Source organism: Sporosarcina ureilytica (assembly GCF_001753205.1).
Lineage (GTDB): Bacteria > Bacillota > Bacilli > Bacillales_A > Planococcaceae > Sporosarcina > Sporosarcina ureilytica.
Genome location: NZ_CP017560.1, coordinates 414,086 through 436,534 on the forward strand (window position 1 = coordinate 414,086; position 22,449 = coordinate 436,534).

A 22,449-nucleotide genomic window follows, 5' to 3' on the forward strand; every position below is an offset into this window, starting at 1 on the left:
ATTACCTGCTTAGTCAGGTGATTTGGACGAAAAAACTTAGTGAATATATCACTTGCATAATTTGACCTATCAAAATAGGTAAAAAACATTTAGGAGGAAATCATAATGACTACAGAACAAATCTTAGAAGCTGTTAAAGAAATGACAGTTCTTGAATTAAACGACTTAGTAAAAGCAATTGAAGAAGAATTCGGCGTAACTGCTGCTGCACCTGTTGCAGTTGCTGGCGGTGCTGCTGGCGGTGAAGCTGCTGCAGAACAAACTGAATTCGACGTAATCCTAGCATCAGCTGGAGACAAGAAAATCCAGGTTATCAAAGCAGTTCGTGAAATTACAGGTCTTGGCTTGAAAGAAGCTAAAGGTCTTGTAGACGACGCTCCAAAACCAATTAAAGAAGGCGCTGCTAAAGAAGAAGCAGAAGAAATCAAGACTAAACTTGAAGAAGCAGGCGCAACTGTAGAACTTAAGTAATTTTAATGAATAGTGAAGAAAAGCTCGTCGGTCAGACGGGCTTTTCTTCATTATTTTTACAACGTTCATGATTATGGAAAGAGAAGGCCTGTCTATATCAGGTTTACTTTTAAAAATAAGACAAAATATTTCATGATGTTACGTTTATCTTCATGAAGTTATGGATAACGTTGGAAAGAAGGGGTAAGCCCGATGTCTGAGCACTATTATACAAGAGATCCGAAAGTAAAAAGTCAACGTCAAACTCTTTCTGCGGAATTACGCGGCAAAACTTTACGATTTACAACCGATGCGGGTGTATTTAGTAAAGGGGGCGTAGATTTTGGTTCACGACTCCTGCTTGAGTCATTTGTGATGCCTGAGGTGAGTGGTGATGTTCTTGATGTTGGTTGTGGTTATGGGCCAATCGGCTTAACGATTGCAGCTAGCTATCCGGAACGACAAATTCAGATGGTAGATGTGAATGAAAGAGCAATTGCGCTTAGTAAGGAGAATGCTGCGGAAAATCTTTTGGAAAACGTCGACGTTTATTCGAGTGATGCATTATTGGCTGTGAAAGAGTCGGACTTTGCGGTAATCTTAACGAATCCACCTATTAGAGCTGGAAAAGAAACAGTCTTTGCTTTTTACGAAAGTTCGTTTTCTAAACTGAAGCCTGGCGGAGAGTTATGGGTTGTTATCCAGAAGAAGCAGGGGGCACCGTCATCTGCCAAAAAGCTAGAAGAAACTTTTGGAAACGTTACGGCCGTTGCGAAGCGAAAAGGTTACTTTATTTTAAAGGCTATAAAAAATTGACTGTTGGTTAGTTTTGTGGTAGCGTTAAAAGATGATTAAATAATATCATGCAATCGTATGCCCTTTTGCATGAATTTTGTATCACAAATGGCATTTAGATGATGGTAAAAGGCTATCGAACCGAAAATGAGCTCTGTTAGAACTCATTTTCTTTTTGCCTTACGTCATCATACATTGTTTTTTCTATTTTGAAAAGGATTATTATTGCTTATGAGGGGTGAAAGAGTTGACAGGTCATTTAGTTCAATACGGTCAACACCGTCAACGCAGAAGCTTTGCGCGAATTAGTGAAGTGCTCGAACTTCCAAATCTAATCGAAATCCAGACGGAATCATACAAGTGGTTCTTAGAGGAAGGGTTACGGGAAATGTTTCATGATATTTCCCCGATTGAAGATTTCACGGGAAATCTCTCGTTAGAATTTGTCGATTATCATCTTGAGGAACCAAAATATCCTGTCGATGAATCGAAAGAGCGCGATGTAACTTATGCAGCGCCACTTCGAGTTAAAGTTAGACTTCATAATAAGGAAACTGAAGAAGTGAAGGAGCAAGACGTATTCATGGGTGACTTCCCACTCATGACAGATAACGGTACGTTCGTTATTAACGGTGCGGAAAGAGTTATTGTTTCACAGCTTGTCCGTTCCCCAAGTGTTTATTATAACGATAAAATTGACAAAAATGGGAAGCGTGGTTTTGCTGCAACAGTGATTCCAAATCGTGGCGCATGGCTTGAGTATGAAATTGACGCAAGAGATGTTCTTCACGTAAGAATCGACCGTACGCGTAAGTTGCCCATTACAGTTCTTCTTAGAGCGTTAGGCTTCTCGTCAGACGAGGAGATTATTGGTTTAATCGGAGATAACGAGTATTTACGTAATACGCTTGAAAGAGATAATACCGAAACTTCCGAAAAGGCGATGCTTGAAATTTATGAGCGTCTTCGCCCAGGTGAACCGCCGACGCTTGATAGCGCAAGAAGTCTATTGTATTCCCGCTTTTTCGATCCGAAAAGATATGACTTAGCGGATGTAGGACGTTACAAATTAAATAAAAAACTTGACGTCAAAAACCGGTTGTTCAATCAAACATTAGCGGAAACGCTTGTGAACCCGGAAACAGGTGAAATTCTTCTTGAGAAAGGCGAACTTATTGATCGTCGTGCACTAGATCGATTAGCACCTTACCTTGAACAAGGAGTAGGATTCCAGGAGTTTGAACATATAGAAGGCGTTATTGAAGAGCCAACAACAATTCAAACGATTAAAATTTATGCACCTAAGCCGAATTCTGAGGAACCGCAAGTGATTAATGTAATCTCAAATGCGAACGTTGAAAATGAAGTGAAGAACGTTACACCTGCAGATATCATTGCGTCTGTCAGTTATTTCTTTAACTTATTACACGGTGTAGGGCACACAGATGACATTGACCACTTAGGAAACCGTCGTCTACGTTCCGTCGGAGAACTTCTCCAAAATCAATTCCGTATTGGGTTATCCCGTATGGAACGTGTCGTTAAAGAGCGTATGTCAATTAACGATACAGCTTCTATTGTGCCACAACAATTGATTAACATCCGTCCGGTTATCGCATCCATAAAAGAGTTCTTTGGAAGTTCCCAGCTATCTCAATTCATGGACCAAACAAATCCGCTTGCAGAATTAACGCATAAGCGTCGTTTATCTGCACTTGGACCTGGTGGATTAACGCGTGAACGTGCTGGAATGGAAGTACGTGACGTTCACTATTCCCACTACGGTCGTATGTGTCCGATTGAAACACCTGAGGGACCGAACATTGGATTGATTAACTCCCTTTCAACATTTGCTAAAGTGAATAAATTTGGTTTTATCGAAACGCCGTATAGAAAGGTAGACCCTGAAACTGGACGCGTAACAGACCAAATTGATTACTTAACTGCAGACATTGAAGATAATTACATTGTTGCACAGGCAAATGCTGTGTTAAATGAAGATGGATCTTTTGCGGAAGAGGAAGTTGTCGGACGTTTCCAAGGTGACAACACTGTATTTAAACGTGACCAGATTGACTACATGGATGTTTCGCCGAAGCAGGTTGTTTCTGCTGCGACAGCTTGTATTCCTTTCTTGGAGAACGATGACTCGAACCGTGCGCTCATGGGAGCAAACATGCAACGACAAGCCGTTCCACTATTAGAACCTAGGTCACCACTAGTAGGAACTGGAATGGAACATGTTGCTGCAAGAGATTCTGGGGCTGCGGTGCTTGCGTCACATACAGGAATTGTTGAACATGTAGAAGCGAAAGAAATTCGTGTTCGTCGTATCGAAACGGTTGACGGCAAAGAAGTACAAGGTGATTTAACGATTCACCGTTTAGAAAACTTTATCCGTTCTAACCACGGAACTTGTTACCATCAACGACCAATTGTAAGCGTAGGGGATCGTGTAGAACCGAATGACATCCTAGCTGACGGACCGTCGATGGAACAAGGTGAACTCGCACTCGGTCGAAACGTTTTAACAGCGTTTATGACATGGGAAGGGTACAACTATGAAGACGCGATTATTATGAGTGAACGTCTCGTAAAAGACGACGATTATACTTCTGTTCATATAGAAGAGTATGAGTCTGAGGCGAGAGATACAAAGCTTGGACCTGAAGAAATTACACGCGACATTCCAAACGTTGGTGAGGAAGCACTGCGTCATTTAGATGACCGCGGAATCATCCGCATTGGTGCAGAAGTTCGCGATGGAGACATCCTCGTTGGGAAAGTAACACCTAAAGGGGTTACTGAATTAACAGCTGAAGAACGTCTTCTGCATGCAATCTTTGGTGAGAAAGCACGTGAAGTTCGCGATACATCATTGCGTGTACCACACGGAGCGGGCGGTATTGTCCTCGACGTGAAAGTGTTTAACCGTGAAGATGGCGATGAATTACCACCAGGTGTAAACCAACTTGTACGTGTTTATATCGTTCAAAAACGTAAAATTTCTGTCGGAGATAAAATGGCAGGTAGACACGGTAACAAAGGTGTTATTTCACGGATCCTTCCTGAAGAAGATATGCCATATCTTCCAGATGGTACGCCAATCGACGTCATGTTAAATCCATTAGGTGTTCCTTCGCGAATGAACATCGGACAAGTGCTTGAAATGCACCTTGGTATGGCATCACGTGCACTTGGAGTCCATATGGCTTCACCAGTCTTTGACGGTGCAAATGAAGAAGATGTTTGGGATACGATGGAAGAAGCCGGAATGGACCGTGACGGTAAAACGATTTTATACGACGGACGTTCAGGTGAACCGTTTGATAACCGTGTATCTGTCGGCGTTATGTATTTAATTAAACTTGATCATATGGTTGACGATAAACTTCACGCACGTTCAACTGGACCATATTCACTCGTTACGCAACAGCCACTTGGTGGTAAAGCCCAATTCGGTGGACAGCGTTTCGGTGAGATGGAAGTTTGGGCGCTTGAAGCTTATGGAGCTGCTTATACTTTACAAGAAATCTTAACTGTTAAGTCAGATGACGTCGTTGGACGTGTGAAGACTTACGAAGCGATTGTTAAAGGGGAAAGTGTTCCACAACCAGGTGTTCCTGAATCATTTAAAGTTCTAATTAAAGAACTTCAAAGTTTAGGACTTGATGTAAAAATGTTGACAGATAACTACGAAGAAATTGAGTTACGTGATTTAGATGAAGACGATGACACGCAACCAACAGATGCTCTAAACCTTATGAAGGCCGAGCAACAATCCTAAGTTATTAATTTTGAATCATACTTGAAGTAAGGAGAAAGTGACTGCTTTCTCCTTACTTAAAAAATCCAGTTGCCAGCGATTAGACTAAAGGGAGGTAGGCTCCTTGGTAGATGTAAACAATTTTGAGTATATGAAAATAGGACTTGCTTCATCAGATAAGATTCGTTCTTGGTCCTACGGTGAAGTGAAAAAGCCAGAAACAATTAACTATCGTACATTAAGGCCTGAAAAAGAAGGTCTTTTCTGTGAACGTATTTTCGGACCTACAAAAGATTGGGAATGTCATTGCGGAAAATATAAACGTGTCCGTTACAAAGGCGTTGTTTGTGACCGTTGCGGAGTTGAAGTAACGCGTCAAAAAGTACGTCGTGAGCGGATGGGACATATTGAACTTGCAGCCCAAGTAACACATATTTGGTATTTCAAAGGAATTCCAAGCAGGATGGGCCTCATTCTCGACATGACACCACGTGCTTTAGAGGAGATTATTTACTTTGCTTCTTATGTAGTAGTCGAACCGGCAGATACACCACTTGAAAGAAAGCAACTGCTATCTGAACAAGAGTATCGTGCATACCGTCAGAAATATGGTAATAAATTCGAAGCGATGATGGGTGCGGAAGCAATTGAGCGTCTCTTAAAAGCAATTGACTTGGACAAAGAGATGGATGCTCTAAAAGAAGAGCTGAAAACAGTTCAAGGGCAACGCCGTACACGTGCAATTAGACGTTTAGATGTCGTTGAATCATTCCGAAATTCAGGTAACCGTCCTGAATGGATGGTCCTCGAAGTATTACCGGTTATTCCACCCGAGCTTCGTCCGATGGTCCAGCTTGATGGAGGACGTTTCGCAACTTCCGACTTGAACGACTTATACCGTCGAGTTATTAACCGTAATAACCGACTAAAAAGATTACTCGATCTAGGTGCGCCTGGTATTATCGTTCAAAACGAAAAGCGTATGCTCCAAGAAGCTGTAGACGCACTTGTCGACAACGGTCGTCGCGGTCGTCCAGTTACAGGACCAGGAAACCGTCCATTAAAATCGCTTTCCCACATGTTGAAAGGTAAGCAAGGACGTTTCCGTCAAAACTTACTTGGTAAACGTGTTGATTACTCAGGTCGTTCGGTTATCGTTGTTGGTCCAAGCTTAAAAATGTACCAGTGTGGTTTACCGAAAGAAATGGCGATTGAATTATTCAAACCATTTGTGATGAAAGAACTCGTTGAGAGAGGGCTAGCACATAACATTAAGAGCGCTAAGCGAAAAATTGAACGTCTACATTCGGAAGTTTGGGACGTTTTAGAAGAAGTGATTAAAGAGCACCCGGTCTTATTGAACCGTGCACCGACACTTCATAGACTAGGGATTCAAGCGTTTGAGCCTGTCCTTGTTGAAGGGCGTGCGATTACACTACACCCACTTGTATGTACAGCTTATAACGCTGACTTTGATGGTGACCAAATGGCTGTTCACGTTCCACTCTCTGCTGAAGCACAGGCTGAAGCGCGCCTACTCATGCTAGCAGCTCAAAACATTCTGAACCCGAAAGATGGTAAGCCAGTTGTAACACCGTCTCAAGATATGGTTTTAGGAAACTATTACTTAACGTTAGAGCGTGCGGGTGCGACGGGTGAAGGTTTTGTATTCCGTGATGCAGATGAAGCGATAATCGCTTATCAGAATGGTTATATACACTTGCACACGCGAATTGCGGTACAGGCAGGGTCATTTAATAACCCGACATTCACTGAAGAGCAAAATAGTAAATTACTACTTACAACAGTAGGGAAAATTATCTTTAACGAAATTTTACCGGAATCATTCCCTTATATAAATGAACCAACATTAGCCAACTTGCAAGTTCAAACACCAGAGAAGTATTTTGTTTCAGGAACAGAAGATATCAAGGAACTGTTAAAAGAAACAGAGTTAGTTGGACCGTTTAAAAAGGGCATACTCGGTGATATTATCGCTGAGATTTTCAAACGTTTCCATATTACCGAAACGTCGAAAATGCTTGACCGCATGAAGGATTTAGGGTTTACGTACTCAACACGTGCTGGATTGACAGTCGGAATGTCCGACATTATCGTCCTTCCAAACAAGGATGAACTTCTAGACGAAACACAAAGTAAAGTAGATAATGTCTTGAAGCAATTCCGTCGTGGTCTGATTACGGAAGAAGAGCGTTACGATCGCGTAATTGCTTACTGGAGTGCTGTTAGAGATGATATTCAAGAGAAGCTGATGGAATCTCTAGATAACTCAAACCCGATTTATATGATGAGTAACTCCGGAGCACGTGGTAACGTTTCTAACTTTACGCAGCTTGCGGGTATGCGTGGTTTGATGGCCAACCCGGCTGGACGGATTATTGAACTTCCAATTAAATCTTCGTTCCGTGAAGGGCTAACCGTTCTTGAGTACTTTATTTCGACGCACGGTGCGCGTAAAGGACTTGCGGATACAGCGCTGAAAACTGCTGACTCAGGTTACTTAACACGTCGACTTGTTGACGTTGCACAAGATGTCATTGTTCGTGAAGATGAGTGTGGCACTGACCGCGGTTTAGAAATCGGTGCGTTAATGGAAGGTACTGAAGTAATCGAACGCCTTGACGAACGTATTGTTGGTCGTCATACAAAGAAAACAATTTATCATCCAGAAACAGGCAAGAAGATTCTTGAGAAAAATGCGCTGGTTACAGAAGATACAGCACGTATCATCATAGAAGCAGGTATTGAAAGAGTAACAATTCGCTCTGCATTCACTTGTGATACAAAACATGGTGTGTGTAAGAAGTGTTACGGCATCAACTTAGCAACTGGCGAAAAAGTTGAAGTTGGAGAAGCGGTTGGAATTATTGCTGCTCAATCTATCGGTGAGCCTGGTACACAGTTAACGATGCGTACTTTCCATACAGGTGGAGTTGCTGGGGATGACATTACACAAGGTCTTCCACGTATCCAAGAAATTTTCGAAGCGCGTAATCCGAAAGGTAAGGCGATAATTTCGGAAATTAAAGGAACCGTTACTGCGATTGATGAAATCCGTGAAGGTCAACATGAAATTACTGTTGAAGGTAAAGTTGAAACAAGAAAATACCTTGGACCGTACAATGCACGCTTTACTGTACAGGTTGGCGATGTAGTCGACCGTGGTGAGTCGCTAACGGAAGGTTCGATTGATCCAAAAGAACTTATTGTTGTGAAAGACGTTGCAACAGTTCAAGAGTACCTATTGAAAGAAGTACAAAAAGTTTACCGCATGCAAGGTGTTGAAATCGGCGATAAGCACGTTGAAGTGATGGTTCGTCAAATGTTACGTAAAGTGCATATTATTGAAGCAGGAAACACAGATTTACTTCCTGGTTCACTCGTTGATATTCACCAGTTTGCGGAGGCAAATAATAAAATGTTTGAAGAAGGCAAAGTGCCAGCAACTTGTAGACCAGTTATTCTTGGAATTACAAAAGCTTCGCTTGAAACTGAATCCTTCTTATCTGCAGCATCCTTCCAGGAGACAACGCGTGTCCTAACAGATGCAGCAATTAGAGGTAAGATGGATGAGCTACTTGGCCTGAAAGAGAACGTGATTATTGGTAAGCTTGTTCCGGCAGGTACGGGAATGCAGCGATATCGTCAAATTGAAATTGAAAAGAATGATTTGGAAAACGCTGGAGAAACTGCAACTGCGGAATGAACGAAATAACTTACGGGGGGAGTTAAAATAATCCCCCCAAAGTTTTTCTTTCGTGTTGACAGTCAGGAAAAAAGATGATAATATACAAAAGGTTGATAGTTACATGTCTGTGCTTTGGAGGATATGAAAATGTCTTATGAAAAAGTAAAACAGGCAAAGAAGACGATCATCGGTATAAAGCAAACAGTAAAAGCAATTCAAGCAGGCAAGGTAGCGGAAGTTATCATTGCTCAGGATATAGAAGAACGGATTACTCAACAATTGTTAGAAGTAACCAATGAATATTCGATTCCTGTGACTTATGTTGCTTCAAGAAAACAGCTTGGAGAAGCATCTGGCATTGCGGTCGGTACAACCGTTGTTGCAATTACTGAATAAATGTTTTTGTGCAGTTTATGCACAAAACTTGTTTTTACCCAAAAATGAACCACCTGGATGTGTGGTCTTATGAAATGGAAAACGAGAGGAGGAAAAAACGATGCCTACAATTAACCAATTGGTTCGCAAAGGACGTAGATCAAAAGTTTCTGGTTCAAAATCACCTGCTCTTGGAAAAAGCTATAACAGCTTTAAAAAGACGATGACGGATGTTAACTCTCCACAAAAGCGTGGCGTTTGTACACGTGTTGGAACAATGACACCGAAGAAGCCGAACTCAGCCCTACGTAAATATGCACGTGTACGTCTAACAAACCAACTAGAAGTGAACGCTTATATCCCAGGTGAGGGACATAACCTTCAAGAGCACAGTGTTGTACTTATCCGTGGTGGACGTGTGAAAGACTTACCGGGTGTTCGTTACCATGTTGTACGTGGTGCGCTTGATACTGCTGGAGTTACTGGCCGTATGCAAAGTCGTTCTATGTACGGTGCGAAAAAGCCGAAAGAAAAGAAATAATAAAACTTATTTAAGTGAAGTTGCATAAAACCCAGCTGGTAATCATTGTGCAAAATACTTAATTCCAAAATAAAAGAAATATTTGAAAGGAGGACAAAAACATGCCTCGTAAAGGTCCTGTAGCTAAACGTGATGTACTACCAGATCCGATTTATAACTCGAAACTTGTTTCACGTCTTATAAACTCAATGATGGTAGATGGTAAGAAAGGTACTTCTCAAAAAATTCTATACGGTGCGTTCGAACTTGTAAAAGAACGTTCTGGAAAAGATCCATTAGAAGTATTTGAAGCAGCACTTGAAAATGTAATGCCGGTTCTTGAAGTGCGCGCACGCCGTGTTGGTGGAGCGAACTACCAAGTTCCAGTAGAAGTACGTCCTGAGCGTCGTACAACACTAGGCTTACGTTTCTTCGTTAACTATTCTCGTCAACGCGGTGAGAAAACAATGGAAGAGCGTCTAGCTAACGAAATTTTAGATGCTTCAAACAACACTGGTGCTTCCGTTAGAAGACGTGAAGAACTACACAAAATGGCAGAAGCGAACAAAGCTTTCGCTCACTACCGTTGGTAAGTTGAAGTTATATATAACTCTTAACCGAGATGGAAGGAGATTGACAACATGGCTAGAGAGTTCTCCTTAGAGAATACTCGTAACATCGGAATCATGGCTCACATCGATGCTGGTAAAACAACAACGACTGAGCGTATCCTTTATTACACAGGTCGTATTCATAAGCTTGGTGAAACCCACGAAGGTGCATCTCAAATGGACTGGATGGAGCAAGAGCAGGAGCGTGGAATTACAATCACTTCTGCGGCGACAACAGCTCAATGGAAAGGGCACCGTGTTAACATCATTGATACACCAGGTCACGTGGACTTCACAGTTGAAGTTGAACGTTCCCTACGTGTACTTGATGGTGCGGTAACGGTTCTAGATGCTCAATCGGGTGTTGAGCCACAAACTGAAACAGTATGGCGTCAAGCGACAAACTATAACGTTCCACGTTTAGTATTCGTTAACAAGATGGACAAGACTGGTGCGGACTTCCACTATGCAGTAGGAACAGTTCGTGAACGTCTAGGTGCAAACGTACATCCAATCCAATTACCAATTGGTGCGGAAGACGAATTCAGTGCAATTATTGACCTTGTAGAAATGAAAGCTACTTTCTACGGCGATGACTTCGGAAATGATGTTGAAGTAAAAGACATTCCTGAAGAATATCTTGCTGAAGCTGAAGAGTACCGTGAGAGTCTAATTGAAGCAATTGTTGAATTCGACGAAGACCTTATGGAAAAATACTTAGGTGGCGAAGAGCTAACTGTAGAAGAACTTAAAGCAGCAATTCGTAAAGCAACACTTGATGTTGAATTTTACCCTGCCGTTTGTGGAACAGCTTTCAAAAACAAAGGTGTTCAACTAGTTCTTGATGCAGTAATCGACTACTTACCAGCTCCAACTGATATCGAAGCGATTGCTGGATTTAATCCTGAAGACAACGAAGAGACAACTCGTCCTGCTGATGACAACGGTCCGTTCTCGGCACTGGCGTTTAAAGTTATGACGGATCCTTATGTTGGTAAACTAACATTCTTCCGTGTGTACTCTGGTACATTGAAGTCAGGATCTTACGTACGTAACACAACGAAAGATAAGCGTGAGCGTGTAGGTCGTATCCTACAAATGCATGCTGACTCTCGTGAAGAAATTGCAGAAGTTCACGCTGGAGACATTGCAGCTGCAGTTGGCCTAAGAGACACTGGTACTGGTGACACACTATGTGATGAAAAAGCGCCTGTTATCTTAGAGTCGATGGAATTCCCTGAACCGGTTATTTCCGTTGCAATCGAACCAAAAACAAAAGCTGACCAAAGTAAAATGGGTGAAGCTCTTGCGAAACTTCAAGAGGAAGACCCGACGTTCAGAGCACATACAGATGAAGAAACTGGCGAAGTAATTATTGCTGGTATGGGTGAATTACACTTAGACGTTCTAGTTGACCGTCTACGTCGTGAGTTCGGCGTTGAAGCTAACGTTGGAGCACCACAAGTATCTTACCGTGAAACATTCCGTCAAGCAGCGGAAGTTGAAGGTAAGTTCGTTCGTCAATCTGGTGGTCGTGGACAATACGGTCACGTATGGGTTGAATTCTCTCCAAACGAAGAAGGAGCAGGATTCGAATTCATCGATAACATCGTTGGAGGAACAGTTCCACGTGAATATATCGGTTCTGTTGAAGAAGGTATCCGTGATTCACTGGATAACGGTGTAATTGCAGGATATCCACTAATCGATATTAAAGCACGTCTATATGACGGTTCTTACCATGATGTTGACTCTAACGAAATGGCGTTTAAGATTGCTGGTTCTATGGCACTGAAAAACGCTGCTTCAAAAGTTAACCCAGTACTTCTTGAGCCAATGATGAAAGTAGAAATCCAAATCCCTGAGGAATACTTAGGTGATATTATGGGTGATGTTACTTCTCGTCGTGGTCGCGTTGAAGGAATGGAAGCACGTGGTAACTCACAAATGGTTAATGCGATGGTTCCACTTGCTGAAATGTTTGGATACGCAACTTCATTGCGTTCTAACACACAAGGTCGCGGAGTCTTCTCAATGGTATTTGACCACTATGAAGAGGTTCCAAAATCAATCGCTGAAGAAGTTATTAAAAAGAATACTGCTGAATAATTGTAATTCACTCTTGTTTTCAGTATAAATAAGCTATAGAGTATAGGTAACTGGAGATTAATCTCCAGTACCTATAAAAATAAAAAACTTTCATATATTTAAGGAGGCTTTCCATAATGGGTAAAGAAAAATTTGATCGTTCAAAAACACATGCGAACATCGGAACAATTGGTCACGTTGACCATGGTAAAACTACACTTACAGCTGCAATTGCAACAGTTCTAGCGAAAAGACTAGGTGGAGAAGCACAATCTTACGACCAAGTTGACAACGCGCCAGAAGAGAGAGAGCGTGGAATCACAATCAACACGTCTCACATCGAGTACGAAACTGAAAACCGTCACTATGCACACGTTGACTGCCCAGGTCACGCGGACTACGTTAAAAACATGATCACTGGTGCAGCACAAATGGACGGTGGAATCCTAGTTGTATCTGCAGCTGACGGTCCAATGCCACAAACACGTGAGCATATCCTACTTTCTAAAAACGTAGGTGTTCCATACCTAGTTGTATTCATGAACAAATGTGACATGGTTGACGACGAAGAACTACTTGAGTTAGTAGAAATGGAGATCCGTGATCTTCTATCTGAGTATGACTTCCCAGGCGATGACATCCCTGTAATCCAAGGTTCAGCGCTTAAAGCACTTGAAGGCGACGAAGCATACGAAGACAAAATCATCGAACTAATGGCGGCTGTTGACGAGTACATCCCAACACCACCACGTGAAACTGACAAGCCATTCATGATGCCTGTTGAGGACGTATTCTCAATCACAGGTCGTGGTACAGTTGCAACTGGACGCGTTGAGCGTGGAGAAGTAACTGTTGGTGACACAGTTGACATCATTGGTATCGTTGACGAAGCAAAATCTACAACTGTTACAGGAGTAGAGATGTTCCGTAAACTACTTGACTATGCTCAAGCTGGTGACAACATCGGTGCACTTCTTCGTGGAGTAGCACGTGAAGATATCCAACGTGGACAAGTACTTGCTAAGCCAGGTTCAATCGTTCCACACACTAAGTTCAAATCAGAAGTTTATGTTCTTTCAAAAGAAGAGGGTGGACGTCATACTCCATTCTTCTCTAACTACCGTCCACAGTTCTACTTCCGTACAACGGACGTAACTGGTGTTATCGAACTTCCAGAAGGCGTAGAAATGGTTATGCCTGGAGATAACATTGAAATGGTAGTAGAGTTAATTGCACCAATCGCTCTTGAAGAAGGTACACGTTTCTCTATCCGTGAGGGTGGACGTACTGTAGGTTCAGGCGTTGTATCTACAATCGAAAAATAATTTTAAATATGAAACTCCCACCGGCGCCGGTGGGAGTTTTTTTGTTTTATAGCTATTTATATATTTGTATTGGAAGGAATATAATTCGTTTGCCACGAAACCTTGCAACGTATTCAGCATAGTACATAACATAATCCGAAAAGTATACAACGTTTTCTAGAAACGTTGCAACGCTCGCGAGACCTTGCAACGTATTCAGCATAGTACATAACATAATCCGAAAAGTATACAACGTTTTCTCGAAACATTGCAACGCTCACTAAACCTTGCAACGTATTCAGCATAGTACATAACATAATCCGAAAAGTATGCAACGTTTACTAGAAACGTTGCAATGCTCGCGAAACCCCGCAATGTATTCAGCATAGTACATAACATAATCCGAAAAGTATGCAACGTTTTCTCGAAACGTTACAACGCTCACTAAACCTTGCAACGTATTCAGCGTAGTACATAACATGATCCGAAAAGTATGCAACGTTTTCTCGAAACGTTGCAACGCTCACTAAACCCCGCAACGTATTTCGTAAAGTACACAACGCTCCGCCAAAAGGTCACAACACTACTAAAACCACTAACCATTAACCATTAATTCTGGTGATATTGACTCTCAATGCCTACTAGTCCATTACTAAAACAACCGATAGTGATTGTTGGCGCCTGCATCTGGCAATACTAAGTATAAACAATTAAATAACAACGAGAAAACTTTTAAAATGCTATTGACAGATATATTATCCTCTGATAAATTAGTAACATACTTTATTGCTTTAGCACACTAAAGTTAATTGGGAGGAAAAAGAGATGAATGCAGTAATACTAGCAGTACTTATCATGTTAATTCTTAGTTTAGTGCGAGTGAATGTTGTTTTAGCGCTCGTTATAGGTGCATTCGTAGGTGGGATCACTGGTGGACTGTCATTTGAAGACACGATTGCCTCGTTTACAGGTGGTTTAGGCGCAGGGGCCACTATTGCTCTTAGTTATGGATTATTAGGTGGATTTGCAGTAGCAATTTCCCAAACTGGAATTCCGCAATTACTCGTTAATGCGATGTTACGAATTGTGAACAAGGACGGAGAACAAAATCGAAAAGCTTTGGGAAAGGTATTAGTCATATTAGTTCTTTTATTGATGGCTGTCTTCTCGCAAAACTTAATACCGATTCATATAGCATTTATTCCGCTTCTCGTTCCGCCGATATTACACGTTTTAAATATGTTGAAAATAGATAGAAGACTTATCGCTTGTGTGTTAGCATTTGGTCTTACGACGCCATATATTTTGCTTCCTTATGGATTCGGATTTATATTCCATGAAATTATTGCAAATCAAATGGCGGCAGCAGGTTTACAAATTAATATGGCTGATATTCCAAAAGCGATGGCCATACCAGTTGTTGGTCTCTTAGTAGGTTTACTTGTTGCAATCTTTATTTCTTACCGTAAACCAAGAGAGTATGAAGATATGGATTCGGATAAGGATATGGAAGTAGCTGCTTCTCCAAAAGTTGAACTAAAAACACGTAATATCTTTTTTACAGTAGCTGCACTTATTGGTACATTAGCTGTTCAAATTCCAACGCAATCTATGATTGCTGGTGCAGTTACCGGGATTGCTATACTTTATATAACGGGAGCATTAAAATGGAAAGATGCAGATGATCTATTAAATGAAGGAATGCGAATGATGGCATTTGTCGGTTTCGTTATGATTACAGCAAACGGGTTCGCTGCTGTACTGCAAGAAACGGGTCATGTCGTTACATTAGTACAAAGTACGAGTGAAATACTTGGTGATAATAAAGCTCTAGCAGCGTTTCTGATGTTACTAGTAGGGCTTATTGTAACGATGGGAATTGGTTCTTCATTTGCAACGATTCCTATTATCGCATCCATATTCGTTCCGCTCAGTGTAGCGTTCGGTTTTAGTCCGATGGCAATTGTTGCGCTAATCGGTACAGCGGGGGCGCTTGGCGATGCCGGTTCACCAGCTTCGGACTCAACGCTTGGACCAACGGCGGGTTTAAATGTTGACGGACAACATAATCACATATGGGATACTTGTGTACCAACTTTCCTACACTTTAATATTCCGTTACTTATTTTCGGCTGGATAACAATTATGTTTTTTGGTTAAATAAAAACAATGTTTAGACTACTTGCCTAACTATTGCATCTCGTTACGGTTACTATTATAATGATTAAAGCAAAGAAAAGAATTTCGCCAAAAGACTTGCGGAATACTTTTTCCTTGTGTATAATGTTGAATGTTGCTCTTTGACTGCGATGAAGCGAGAGGTTGCCGACACACCCGGCCGCATTGCCATGGCGGGTATGTGGGAAATTTTCGTGGAGAATGTCTATTAATTAGGCGAGAGGGAGGGAAAGTAATGGCAAAACAAAAGATTCGTATTCGTTTAAAAGCTTATGATCACAGTGTCTTAGATCAATCAGCTGAAAAAATCGTAGAAACTGCAAAGCGTTCAGGTGCAAGTGTATCGGGTCCGATTCCACTACCAACTGAAAGATCAGTTTACACAGTGCTTCGTTCAGTGCACGTAAACAAAGATTCACGTGAACAGTTCGAAATGCGTACGCATAAACGTTTGATTGATATCGTTAATCCGACACCACAAACTGTCGATGCATTAATGAAACTAGATTTACCATCAGGCGTAGACATTGAAATCAAACTATAATCTATAGAAAATTTAACAATAATACAGGAGGTGTGACGAATGACCAAAGGAATCTTAGGAAGAAAAGTCGGTATGACGCAAATCTTTGCTGAAAACGGCGATCTTATCCCAGTAACAGTAATTGAAGCTACTCCAAACATCGTTTTACAAAAGAAGACGGTTGAAACGGACGGTTACAATTCGGTACAATTAGGATTTGATGATAAACGTGATAAGCTTGCAAACAAGCCGGAAAAAGGACATGTTGCAAAAGCTGAAACTGCACCTAAGCGCTTCATCCGCGAATTCCGTGGATTGGACGTTAACGCACACGAGGTTGGTCAGGAAGTCAAAGTCGATACATTTGCAGAAGGCGATGTAATTGACGTTACAGGAGTTACAAAAGGTAAAGGATTCCAGGGTGTTATCAAACGCCACGGATACAAAATTGGTTTCATGAGCCACGGATCACGTTTCCACCGCTCACCAGGTTCAATCGGTTCTGTTGATGCTCAGCGCGTATTCAAAGGAAAGAAACTTCCAGGACGCATGGGTACAAAAACAGTAACAATCCAAAACCTTGAAGTTGTAAAAGTTGACGCAGAGCGTAACTTACTACTAGTTAAAGGTAATGTTCCAGGCGCACGTAAATCACTTGTAGAAGTGAACAGCGCAATCAAAGGGAACAAGTAATTAAAGGAAGGAGGAAGTTAGAATGTCTAAAGTATCGGTACTAAGTCAAACAGGTTCTTCAGTTGGTGACATCGAACTAAACGAAGCTATCTTCGGAATCGAGCCAAATGAAGCAGTATTGTTTGAAGCAGTGGTCCAACAACGTGCATCATTACGTCAAGGTAACCACAAAGTGAAAAACCGTTCAGAAGTAGCGGGCGGTGGGCGCAAGCCATGGCGTCAAAAAGGTACAGGTCGTGCTCGTCAAGGTTCGATCCGTTCACCACAATGGCGTGGAGGCGGTGTTGTATTCGGTCCAACACCAAGAAGCTATGCTTACAAACTACCTAGAAAAGTTCGTAGACTAGCGCTACTATCGGGACTATCTTCAAAAGTACGTGAAGAGAACTTAATCGTTCTTGACGAACTGAAATTTGAAGCTCCGAAAACAAAAGATTTCGTCCAAGTATTAACGGATCTTTCAATCGAGAAAAAAGCATTATTTGTTACTGCTGACCTAGATGAAACGGTAGCATTATCTGCTCGTAACATCCCTGGAGTAACAGTTATCACTGCTGAAGGTATCAACGTGTTAGACCTCGTTGGACACGAAAAACTTGTGATGACAAAAGCAGCTGTAGAAAAAGTAGAGGAGGTGCTTGGTTAATGGAAGCACGTGAAATCTTGAAACGTCCGGTCATTACCGAGCGTTCTTCTGAGCAAATGGAATTCAATAAATACACATTCGAAGTTGACACACGCGCAAACAAGACGCAAGTCAAAGACGCTGTCGAAGAAATCTTCGGTGTTACAGTAGAAAAAGTTAACATCATGAACTACAAAGGGAAGTTCAAGCGTATGGGAAGACATGCAGGATATACAAACAAACGCCGTAAAGCAATTGTTACATTAACTGCTGATTCAAACGACATCGAACTTTTCGAAATCTAATCGTAACGACTTCGTTACATGAAATATTATAAGGAGGGACAACAATGGCGATTAAAAAATACAAGCCTACTTCTAACGGACGTCGTAATATGACTTCTTCAGATTTCTCTGCGATCACAACAGATAAGCCAGAAAAATCACTATTGAAGCCAATTACTCGTAAAGGCGGACGTAACAACACAGGCAGAACTACAGTTCGTCACCAAGCGGGCGGACATAAACGCCAATACCGTGTCATCGATTTCCAACGTCGAAAAGATGACATTCCAGGACGCGTTGCTACGATCGAATACGATCCAAACCGTTCAGCAAACATCGCATTAATTAACTATGCAGATGGAGAGAAAAGATACATTCTTGCTCCGAAAGGTCTAGAAGTTGGAATGACAGTTATGTCAGGTCCAAACGCAGACGCAAGAGTAGGAAACGCATTACCACTTGAAAATGTTCCAATGGGTTCAACAATTCATAACATCGAATTGAAACCAGGAAAAGGTGGTCAACTCGTTCGTTCAGCTGGTACATCAGCACAAGTTCTTGGACGTGAAGGAAAGTATGTTCTTGTACGTCTCCAATCTGGTGAAGTACGTATGATTTTAGCTGCTTGCCGTGCAACAATCGGTCAAGTTGGTAACGAACAACACGAACTTATTAATATCGGTAAAGCAGGCCGTTCACGCTGGTTAGGTAAGCGTCCAGCAGTCCGTGGTTCTGTAATGAACCCGAACGATCACCCACACGGTGGGGGAGAAGGGCGTACTGGTATCGGGATGCCTTCACCACTTACACCATGGGGCAAACCAACACTTGGTTACAAAACACGTAAGAAATCCAATAAATCCGATAAGTACATCGTTCGTCGTCGTAAAAAATAAATTATACGCACTGCGGTTCAATGACTGGACCGTAGTACAAACAGGGAGGGAGGTTCCGACATGGGCCGCAGCTTGAAAAAAGGACCTTTTGCAGATGATCATCTAATGAAAAAAGTAGATGCACAAAAAGGATCAGAAAGAAAGCAAGTTATTAAAACTTGGTCAAGACGTTCCACGATCTTCCCATCATTTATCGGTCAAACGATTGCAGTTTATGATGGACGTAAACATGTACCTGTTTACATCACAGAAGATATGGTTGGTCATAAATTAGGTGAATTTGCACCTACACGTACATTTAGAAATCACGGTGGCGACGACAAGAAGACAGGTCGCTAATTGAGAGGAGGTTATTCTGATGCAACAAGCAAAAGCTACTGCCAGCACAGTCCGTATTGCTCCTCGCAAAGTCCGTTTAGTCGTTGATCTTATCCGAGGGAAGAAAATCGGTGAAGCTGTGGCAATTCTACGCCTGACGCAAAAAGCGGCATCTCCGGTTGTAGAAAAAGTTTTACAATCAGCAATCGCAAACGCTGAGCATAACTATGAAATGGACGTCGAGAACTTAGTTGTTAGCGAAGTATATGTTAACGAAGGTCCGACTATGAAACGTTTCCGCCCACGCGCACAGGGGCGTGCAAGTGCGATTAACAAGCGTACAAGTCACATCACTGTCGTGGTAGCAGAAAAGAAGGAGGGATAATTCGTGGGTCAAAAAATAAATCCTAACGGTTTACGGGTAGGTATCATCCGTGACTGGGAATCGAAATGGTATGCAGAAAAAGATTATGCAACACTGTTGCACGAAGACTTAAAAATTCGTGAATTCATTGACAAACAATTAATCGATGCATCTGTATCGAAAGTAGAAATCGAACGTGCTGCAAAGCGTGTAAACATTTCAATTCACACTGCGAAACCTGGAATGGTCATTGGTAAAGGTGGGTCTGAAGTTGAGGCTCTCCGTAAAAAGCTAAATGCAATTACAGGCAAACGTGTACACATTAATATTGTTGAAGTTAAACGTGCTGACCTTGATGCGAAATTAGTCGCTGAAAACATTGCACGTCAATTAGAAGGTCGTGTTTCTTTCCGTCGTGTTCAAAAGCAAGCAATCCAACGTACGATGCGTGCTGGAGCAAAAGGAATTAAAACACAAGTTTCTGGACGTCTTGGCGGTGCAGACATCGCTCGTGCAGAAGGGTACAATGAAGGATCTGTTCCTCTTCATACTTTACGTGCTGACATTGATTACGCACACGCTGAAGCCGACACAACATTCGGTAAACTTGGCGTTAAAGTATGGATTTATAAAGGAGAAGTCCTTCCGACATTAAAGAACTCAAAGGAAGGAGGCAACTGATATGTTAATGCCTAAACGCGTGAAATATCGTAACGTATTCCGTGGAAACTTACGTGGTAAAACAAAAGGTGGCGCTACAGTTGGATTTGGTGAATACGGTCTCCAAGCTACTGAAGCTGGTTGGATTACAAGCCGCCAAATTGAAGCAGCACGTATCGCAATGACACGTTATATGAAACGTGGCGGTAAAGTGTGGATCAACATTTTCCCACACAAACCATATACGAAAAAGCCTCTTGAGGTTCGTATGGGTGCCGGTAAAGGTGCTGTAGAAGGCTGGGTAGCAGTTGTTAAACCTGGTCGTGTAATGTTTGAAATTGCAGGTGTTGATGAAGAGGTTGCTCGTGAAGCACTTCGTCTTGCATCTCACAAGCTTCCTGTTAAAAGCAAGTTTGTAAAACGTGAAGAAATTGGTGGTGAATCTAATGAAAGCTAAAGAAATCCGTGAACTCACAACTGCAGAAATCGAGCAAGAAGTAAAGTCACTGAAAGAAGAGCTTTTCAACCTTCGCTTCCAATTGGCGACAGGTCAATTAGAAAACACGGCACGCATCGGTAAAGTTCGTAAATCGATTGCGCGCATGAAAACCGTAATACGTCAAAGAGAAATCAGTGCCAATAACTGATGAAGGAGGTACAATTCATGACTGAGCGTAACCAACGTAAGGTTTATACAGGACGTGTTGTATCAGACAAAAATGATAAAACAATTACTGTTATGATTGAAACGTATAAAAAGCATACTTTATACGGAAAACGTGTAAAGCATTCTAAGAAATTCCAAGTCCACGATGAATTGAACGAAGCAAAAATGGGCGATACAGTTCGAATTATGGAAACTCGTCCACTTTCTAAGTCAAAACGCTTCCGCCTCGTTGAAATTGTGGAAAAAGCAATCGTTATTTAATAAAGTTCGGATAGCATAATCCGAGAGGAGGTAGCCTAAATGATCCAACAAGAAAGCCGTATGAAAGTCGCTGACAACTCCGGCGCTCGTGAAGTTCTTACAATCAAAGTTCTTGGTGGTACTGGACGTAAAACTGCCAATATTGGTGATATCGTTGTTTGTTCAGTGAAAAAAGCAACACCAGGTGGCGTTGTTAAGAAGGGCGAAGTCGTAAAGGCAGTTATAGTCCGTACGAAAAGTGGAGTTCGTCGCGATGACGGAACATATATTACATTCGATGAGAACGCATGCGTAATCATCAGAGATGATAAGAGCCCAAGAGGAACACGTATTTTTGGACCTGTTGCACGTGAGCTACGTGACAACAATTTCATGAGAATCATTTCTCTTGCTCCAGAAGTACTTTAATTTGACAGTTCCAAACAAGGAGGTGCGATACAATGCATGTTAAAAAAGGCGATAAAGTAAGAGTTATTTCGGGCAAAGATAAAGGCAAAGATGGCGTTATCTTAGCAGGTTTCCCGGGGAAAGATCGCGTGCTTGTTGAAGGTGTTAACATCGTCAAAAAACATACGAAACCTAACCAGGAGAATCCTCAAGGCGGAATCGTGAGCGTAGAAGCTCCAATTCACGTTTCAAACGTCATGCTTATTGATCCGAAATCAGGTGAACCTACACGCGTAGGATACACATTCGAAGAAAAAGTAATCGACGGTGAAAATTACCTCGTAAAATATCGTGTTGCAAAAAAATCTGGCGAAATTATTGACCAGGTTAGCAAAAAAGAAATCAAAGGTGAGAAAGGAGGTTCTTCGGATTGAGTCGTTTTAAAGAGAAGTTCGAAAAAGAAATCACACCTGCTTTAATGAGCAAGTTTGAATATACATCTGTAATGCAAGTTCCTAAAGTAGAAAAAATCGTTATCAACATGGGTGTTGGCGATGCTGTACAAAACTCAAAAGCGCTTGACGCTGCAGTTGAAGACTTAACAACGATTTCTGGTCAAAAGCCAGTCATTACTCGTGCTAAAAAATCAATCGCTGGTTTCCGTCTTCGTGAAGGAATGCCAATCGGAACGAAAGTTACATTACGTGGAGAGCGTATGTATGAGTTCCTTGATAAATTAGTTACGATTGCACTACCACGTGTTCGTGACTTCCGCGGTGTTTCTAAGAGAGCATTCGACGGTCGTGGAAACTATACATTAGGGGTTAAAGAACAACTTATCTTCCCTGAGATCGATTATGATAAAGTTTCTAAAATCCGTGGTATGGACATCAACATCGTTACAACTGCTAACTCGGACGAAGAAGCTCATGAGTTATTAAAGCAGTTCGGTATGCCGTTCCAGAAGTAAAAGAG

24 protein-coding genes are annotated in these 22,449 nt (G+C 41.8%); all 24 read left to right on the forward strand.

Annotated elements, in window-relative coordinates:
• Positions 1-105 precede the first annotated feature (105 nt).
• The 24 genes from rplL (at position 106) to rplE (ending at position 22,444) form a co-directional block, all read left to right on the forward strand.
• Positions 106-471 carry a 50S ribosomal protein L7/L12 gene (gene rplL / locus BI350_RS02050; protein WP_075526614.1) on the forward strand — a complete coding sequence of 122 codons (366 nt, stop codon included), beginning with the start codon at positions 106-108 and terminating at the stop codon, positions 469-471.
• A 192-nt stretch (positions 472-663) separates the two neighbouring features.
• Positions 664-1,266 carry a class I SAM-dependent methyltransferase gene (locus tag BI350_RS02055; protein WP_075526615.1) on the forward strand — a complete coding sequence of 201 codons (603 nt, stop codon included), beginning with the start codon at positions 664-666 and terminating at the stop codon, positions 1,264-1,266.
• 226 nt (positions 1,267-1,492) lie between these two features.
• Positions 1,493-5,032, forward strand: a complete 3,540-nt coding sequence (gene rpoB / locus BI350_RS02060; protein ID WP_075526616.1) for a DNA-directed RNA polymerase subunit beta — start codon at positions 1,493-1,495, stop codon at positions 5,030-5,032.
• 103 nt (positions 5,033-5,135) lie between these two features.
• Complete coding sequence (rpoC, locus tag BI350_RS02065; protein ID WP_075526617.1) at positions 5,136-8,738, forward strand: DNA-directed RNA polymerase subunit beta'; 3,603 nt, start codon at positions 5,136-5,138, stop codon at positions 8,736-8,738.
• Between the two features lie 129 nt (positions 8,739-8,867).
• Positions 8,868-9,116 carry a ribosomal L7Ae/L30e/S12e/Gadd45 family protein gene (locus tag BI350_RS02070; RefSeq protein ID WP_075526618.1) on the forward strand — a complete coding sequence of 83 codons (249 nt, stop codon included), beginning with the start codon at positions 8,868-8,870 and terminating at the stop codon, positions 9,114-9,116.
• Positions 9,117-9,216: 100 nt separating this feature from the next.
• Entirely contained in the window at positions 9,217-9,636 is a 420-nt protein-coding gene (gene rpsL, locus BI350_RS02075; protein WP_075526619.1) for a 30S ribosomal protein S12, read from the forward strand.
• A gap of 101 nt (positions 9,637-9,737) precedes the next feature.
• Positions 9,738-10,208, forward strand: a complete 471-nt coding sequence (rpsG, locus tag BI350_RS02080; protein ID WP_075526620.1) for a 30S ribosomal protein S7 — start codon at positions 9,738-9,740, stop codon at positions 10,206-10,208.
• Positions 10,209-10,256: 48 nt separating this feature from the next.
• Positions 10,257-12,335 (forward strand): elongation factor G, encoded by a 2,079-nt coding sequence (fusA, locus tag BI350_RS02085; RefSeq protein WP_075526621.1) that lies wholly within the window; start codon positions 10,257-10,259, stop codon positions 12,333-12,335.
• A 116-nt stretch (positions 12,336-12,451) separates the two neighbouring features.
• Positions 12,452-13,639 (forward strand): elongation factor Tu, encoded by a 1,188-nt coding sequence (gene tuf / locus BI350_RS02090; protein WP_075526622.1) that lies wholly within the window; start codon positions 12,452-12,454, stop codon positions 13,637-13,639.
• A gap of 804 nt (positions 13,640-14,443) precedes the next feature.
• Entirely contained in the window at positions 14,444-15,778 is a 1,335-nt protein-coding gene (locus tag BI350_RS02095; protein ID WP_075526623.1) for a Na+/H+ antiporter family protein, read from the forward strand.
• A 253-nt stretch (positions 15,779-16,031) separates the two neighbouring features.
• Positions 16,032-16,340: a 30S ribosomal protein S10 gene (rpsJ, locus tag BI350_RS02100; protein WP_075526624.1), complete on the forward strand. Its 309-nt coding sequence runs from the start codon at positions 16,032-16,034 to the stop codon at positions 16,338-16,340.
• 39 nt (positions 16,341-16,379) lie between these two features.
• Entirely contained in the window at positions 16,380-17,012 is a 633-nt protein-coding gene (gene rplC / locus BI350_RS02105; protein WP_075526625.1) for a 50S ribosomal protein L3, read from the forward strand.
• 22 nt (positions 17,013-17,034) lie between these two features.
• Positions 17,035-17,658 (forward strand): 50S ribosomal protein L4, encoded by a 624-nt coding sequence (rplD, locus tag BI350_RS02110; protein WP_075526626.1) that lies wholly within the window; start codon positions 17,035-17,037, stop codon positions 17,656-17,658.
• Positions 17,658-17,942 (forward strand): 50S ribosomal protein L23, encoded by a 285-nt coding sequence (rplW, locus tag BI350_RS02115; protein ID WP_075526627.1) that lies wholly within the window; start codon positions 17,658-17,660, stop codon positions 17,940-17,942. The genes rplD and rplW overlap by 1 nt, the downstream gene beginning before the upstream one ends.
• Positions 17,943-17,986: 44 nt before the next feature.
• Positions 17,987-18,817, forward strand: a complete 831-nt coding sequence (gene rplB / locus BI350_RS02120; protein ID WP_075526628.1) for a 50S ribosomal protein L2 — start codon at positions 17,987-17,989, stop codon at positions 18,815-18,817.
• A 60-nt stretch (positions 18,818-18,877) separates the two neighbouring features.
• Positions 18,878-19,156, forward strand: a complete 279-nt coding sequence (rpsS, locus tag BI350_RS02125) for a 30S ribosomal protein S19 (protein WP_075526629.1) — start codon at positions 18,878-18,880, stop codon at positions 19,154-19,156.
• A gap of 19 nt (positions 19,157-19,175) precedes the next feature.
• Positions 19,176-19,520 carry a 50S ribosomal protein L22 gene (gene rplV, locus BI350_RS02130; RefSeq protein WP_075526630.1) on the forward strand — a complete coding sequence of 115 codons (345 nt, stop codon included), beginning with the start codon at positions 19,176-19,178 and terminating at the stop codon, positions 19,518-19,520.
• 3 nt (positions 19,521-19,523) lie between these two features.
• Complete coding sequence (gene rpsC, locus BI350_RS02135) at positions 19,524-20,180, forward strand: 30S ribosomal protein S3 (protein WP_075526631.1); 657 nt, start codon at positions 19,524-19,526, stop codon at positions 20,178-20,180.
• A 1-nt stretch (position 20,181) separates the two neighbouring features.
• Positions 20,182-20,616: a 50S ribosomal protein L16 gene (gene rplP, locus BI350_RS02140; RefSeq protein ID WP_075526632.1), complete on the forward strand. Its 435-nt coding sequence runs from the start codon at positions 20,182-20,184 to the stop codon at positions 20,614-20,616.
• Complete coding sequence (gene rpmC, locus BI350_RS02145) at positions 20,606-20,806, forward strand: 50S ribosomal protein L29 (protein WP_075526633.1); 201 nt, start codon at positions 20,606-20,608, stop codon at positions 20,804-20,806. The genes rplP and rpmC overlap by 11 nt, the downstream gene beginning before the upstream one ends.
• A 17-nt stretch (positions 20,807-20,823) precedes the next feature.
• Positions 20,824-21,087 carry a 30S ribosomal protein S17 gene (gene rpsQ / locus BI350_RS02150; protein ID WP_075526634.1) on the forward strand — a complete coding sequence of 88 codons (264 nt, stop codon included), beginning with the start codon at positions 20,824-20,826 and terminating at the stop codon, positions 21,085-21,087.
• A 39-nt stretch (positions 21,088-21,126) separates the two neighbouring features.
• Complete coding sequence (gene rplN / locus BI350_RS02155; RefSeq protein WP_075526635.1) at positions 21,127-21,495, forward strand: 50S ribosomal protein L14; 369 nt, start codon at positions 21,127-21,129, stop codon at positions 21,493-21,495.
• Between the two features lie 32 nt (positions 21,496-21,527).
• Positions 21,528-21,908: a 50S ribosomal protein L24 gene (rplX, locus tag BI350_RS02160; RefSeq protein ID WP_075526636.1), complete on the forward strand. Its 381-nt coding sequence runs from the start codon at positions 21,528-21,530 to the stop codon at positions 21,906-21,908.
• Positions 21,905-22,444: a 50S ribosomal protein L5 gene (rplE, locus tag BI350_RS02165; RefSeq protein WP_075526637.1), complete on the forward strand. Its 540-nt coding sequence runs from the start codon at positions 21,905-21,907 to the stop codon at positions 22,442-22,444. Before rplX ends, rplE begins: the two co-directional genes overlap by 4 nt.
• The last annotated feature ends 5 nt before the right edge of the window (positions 22,445-22,449 follow it).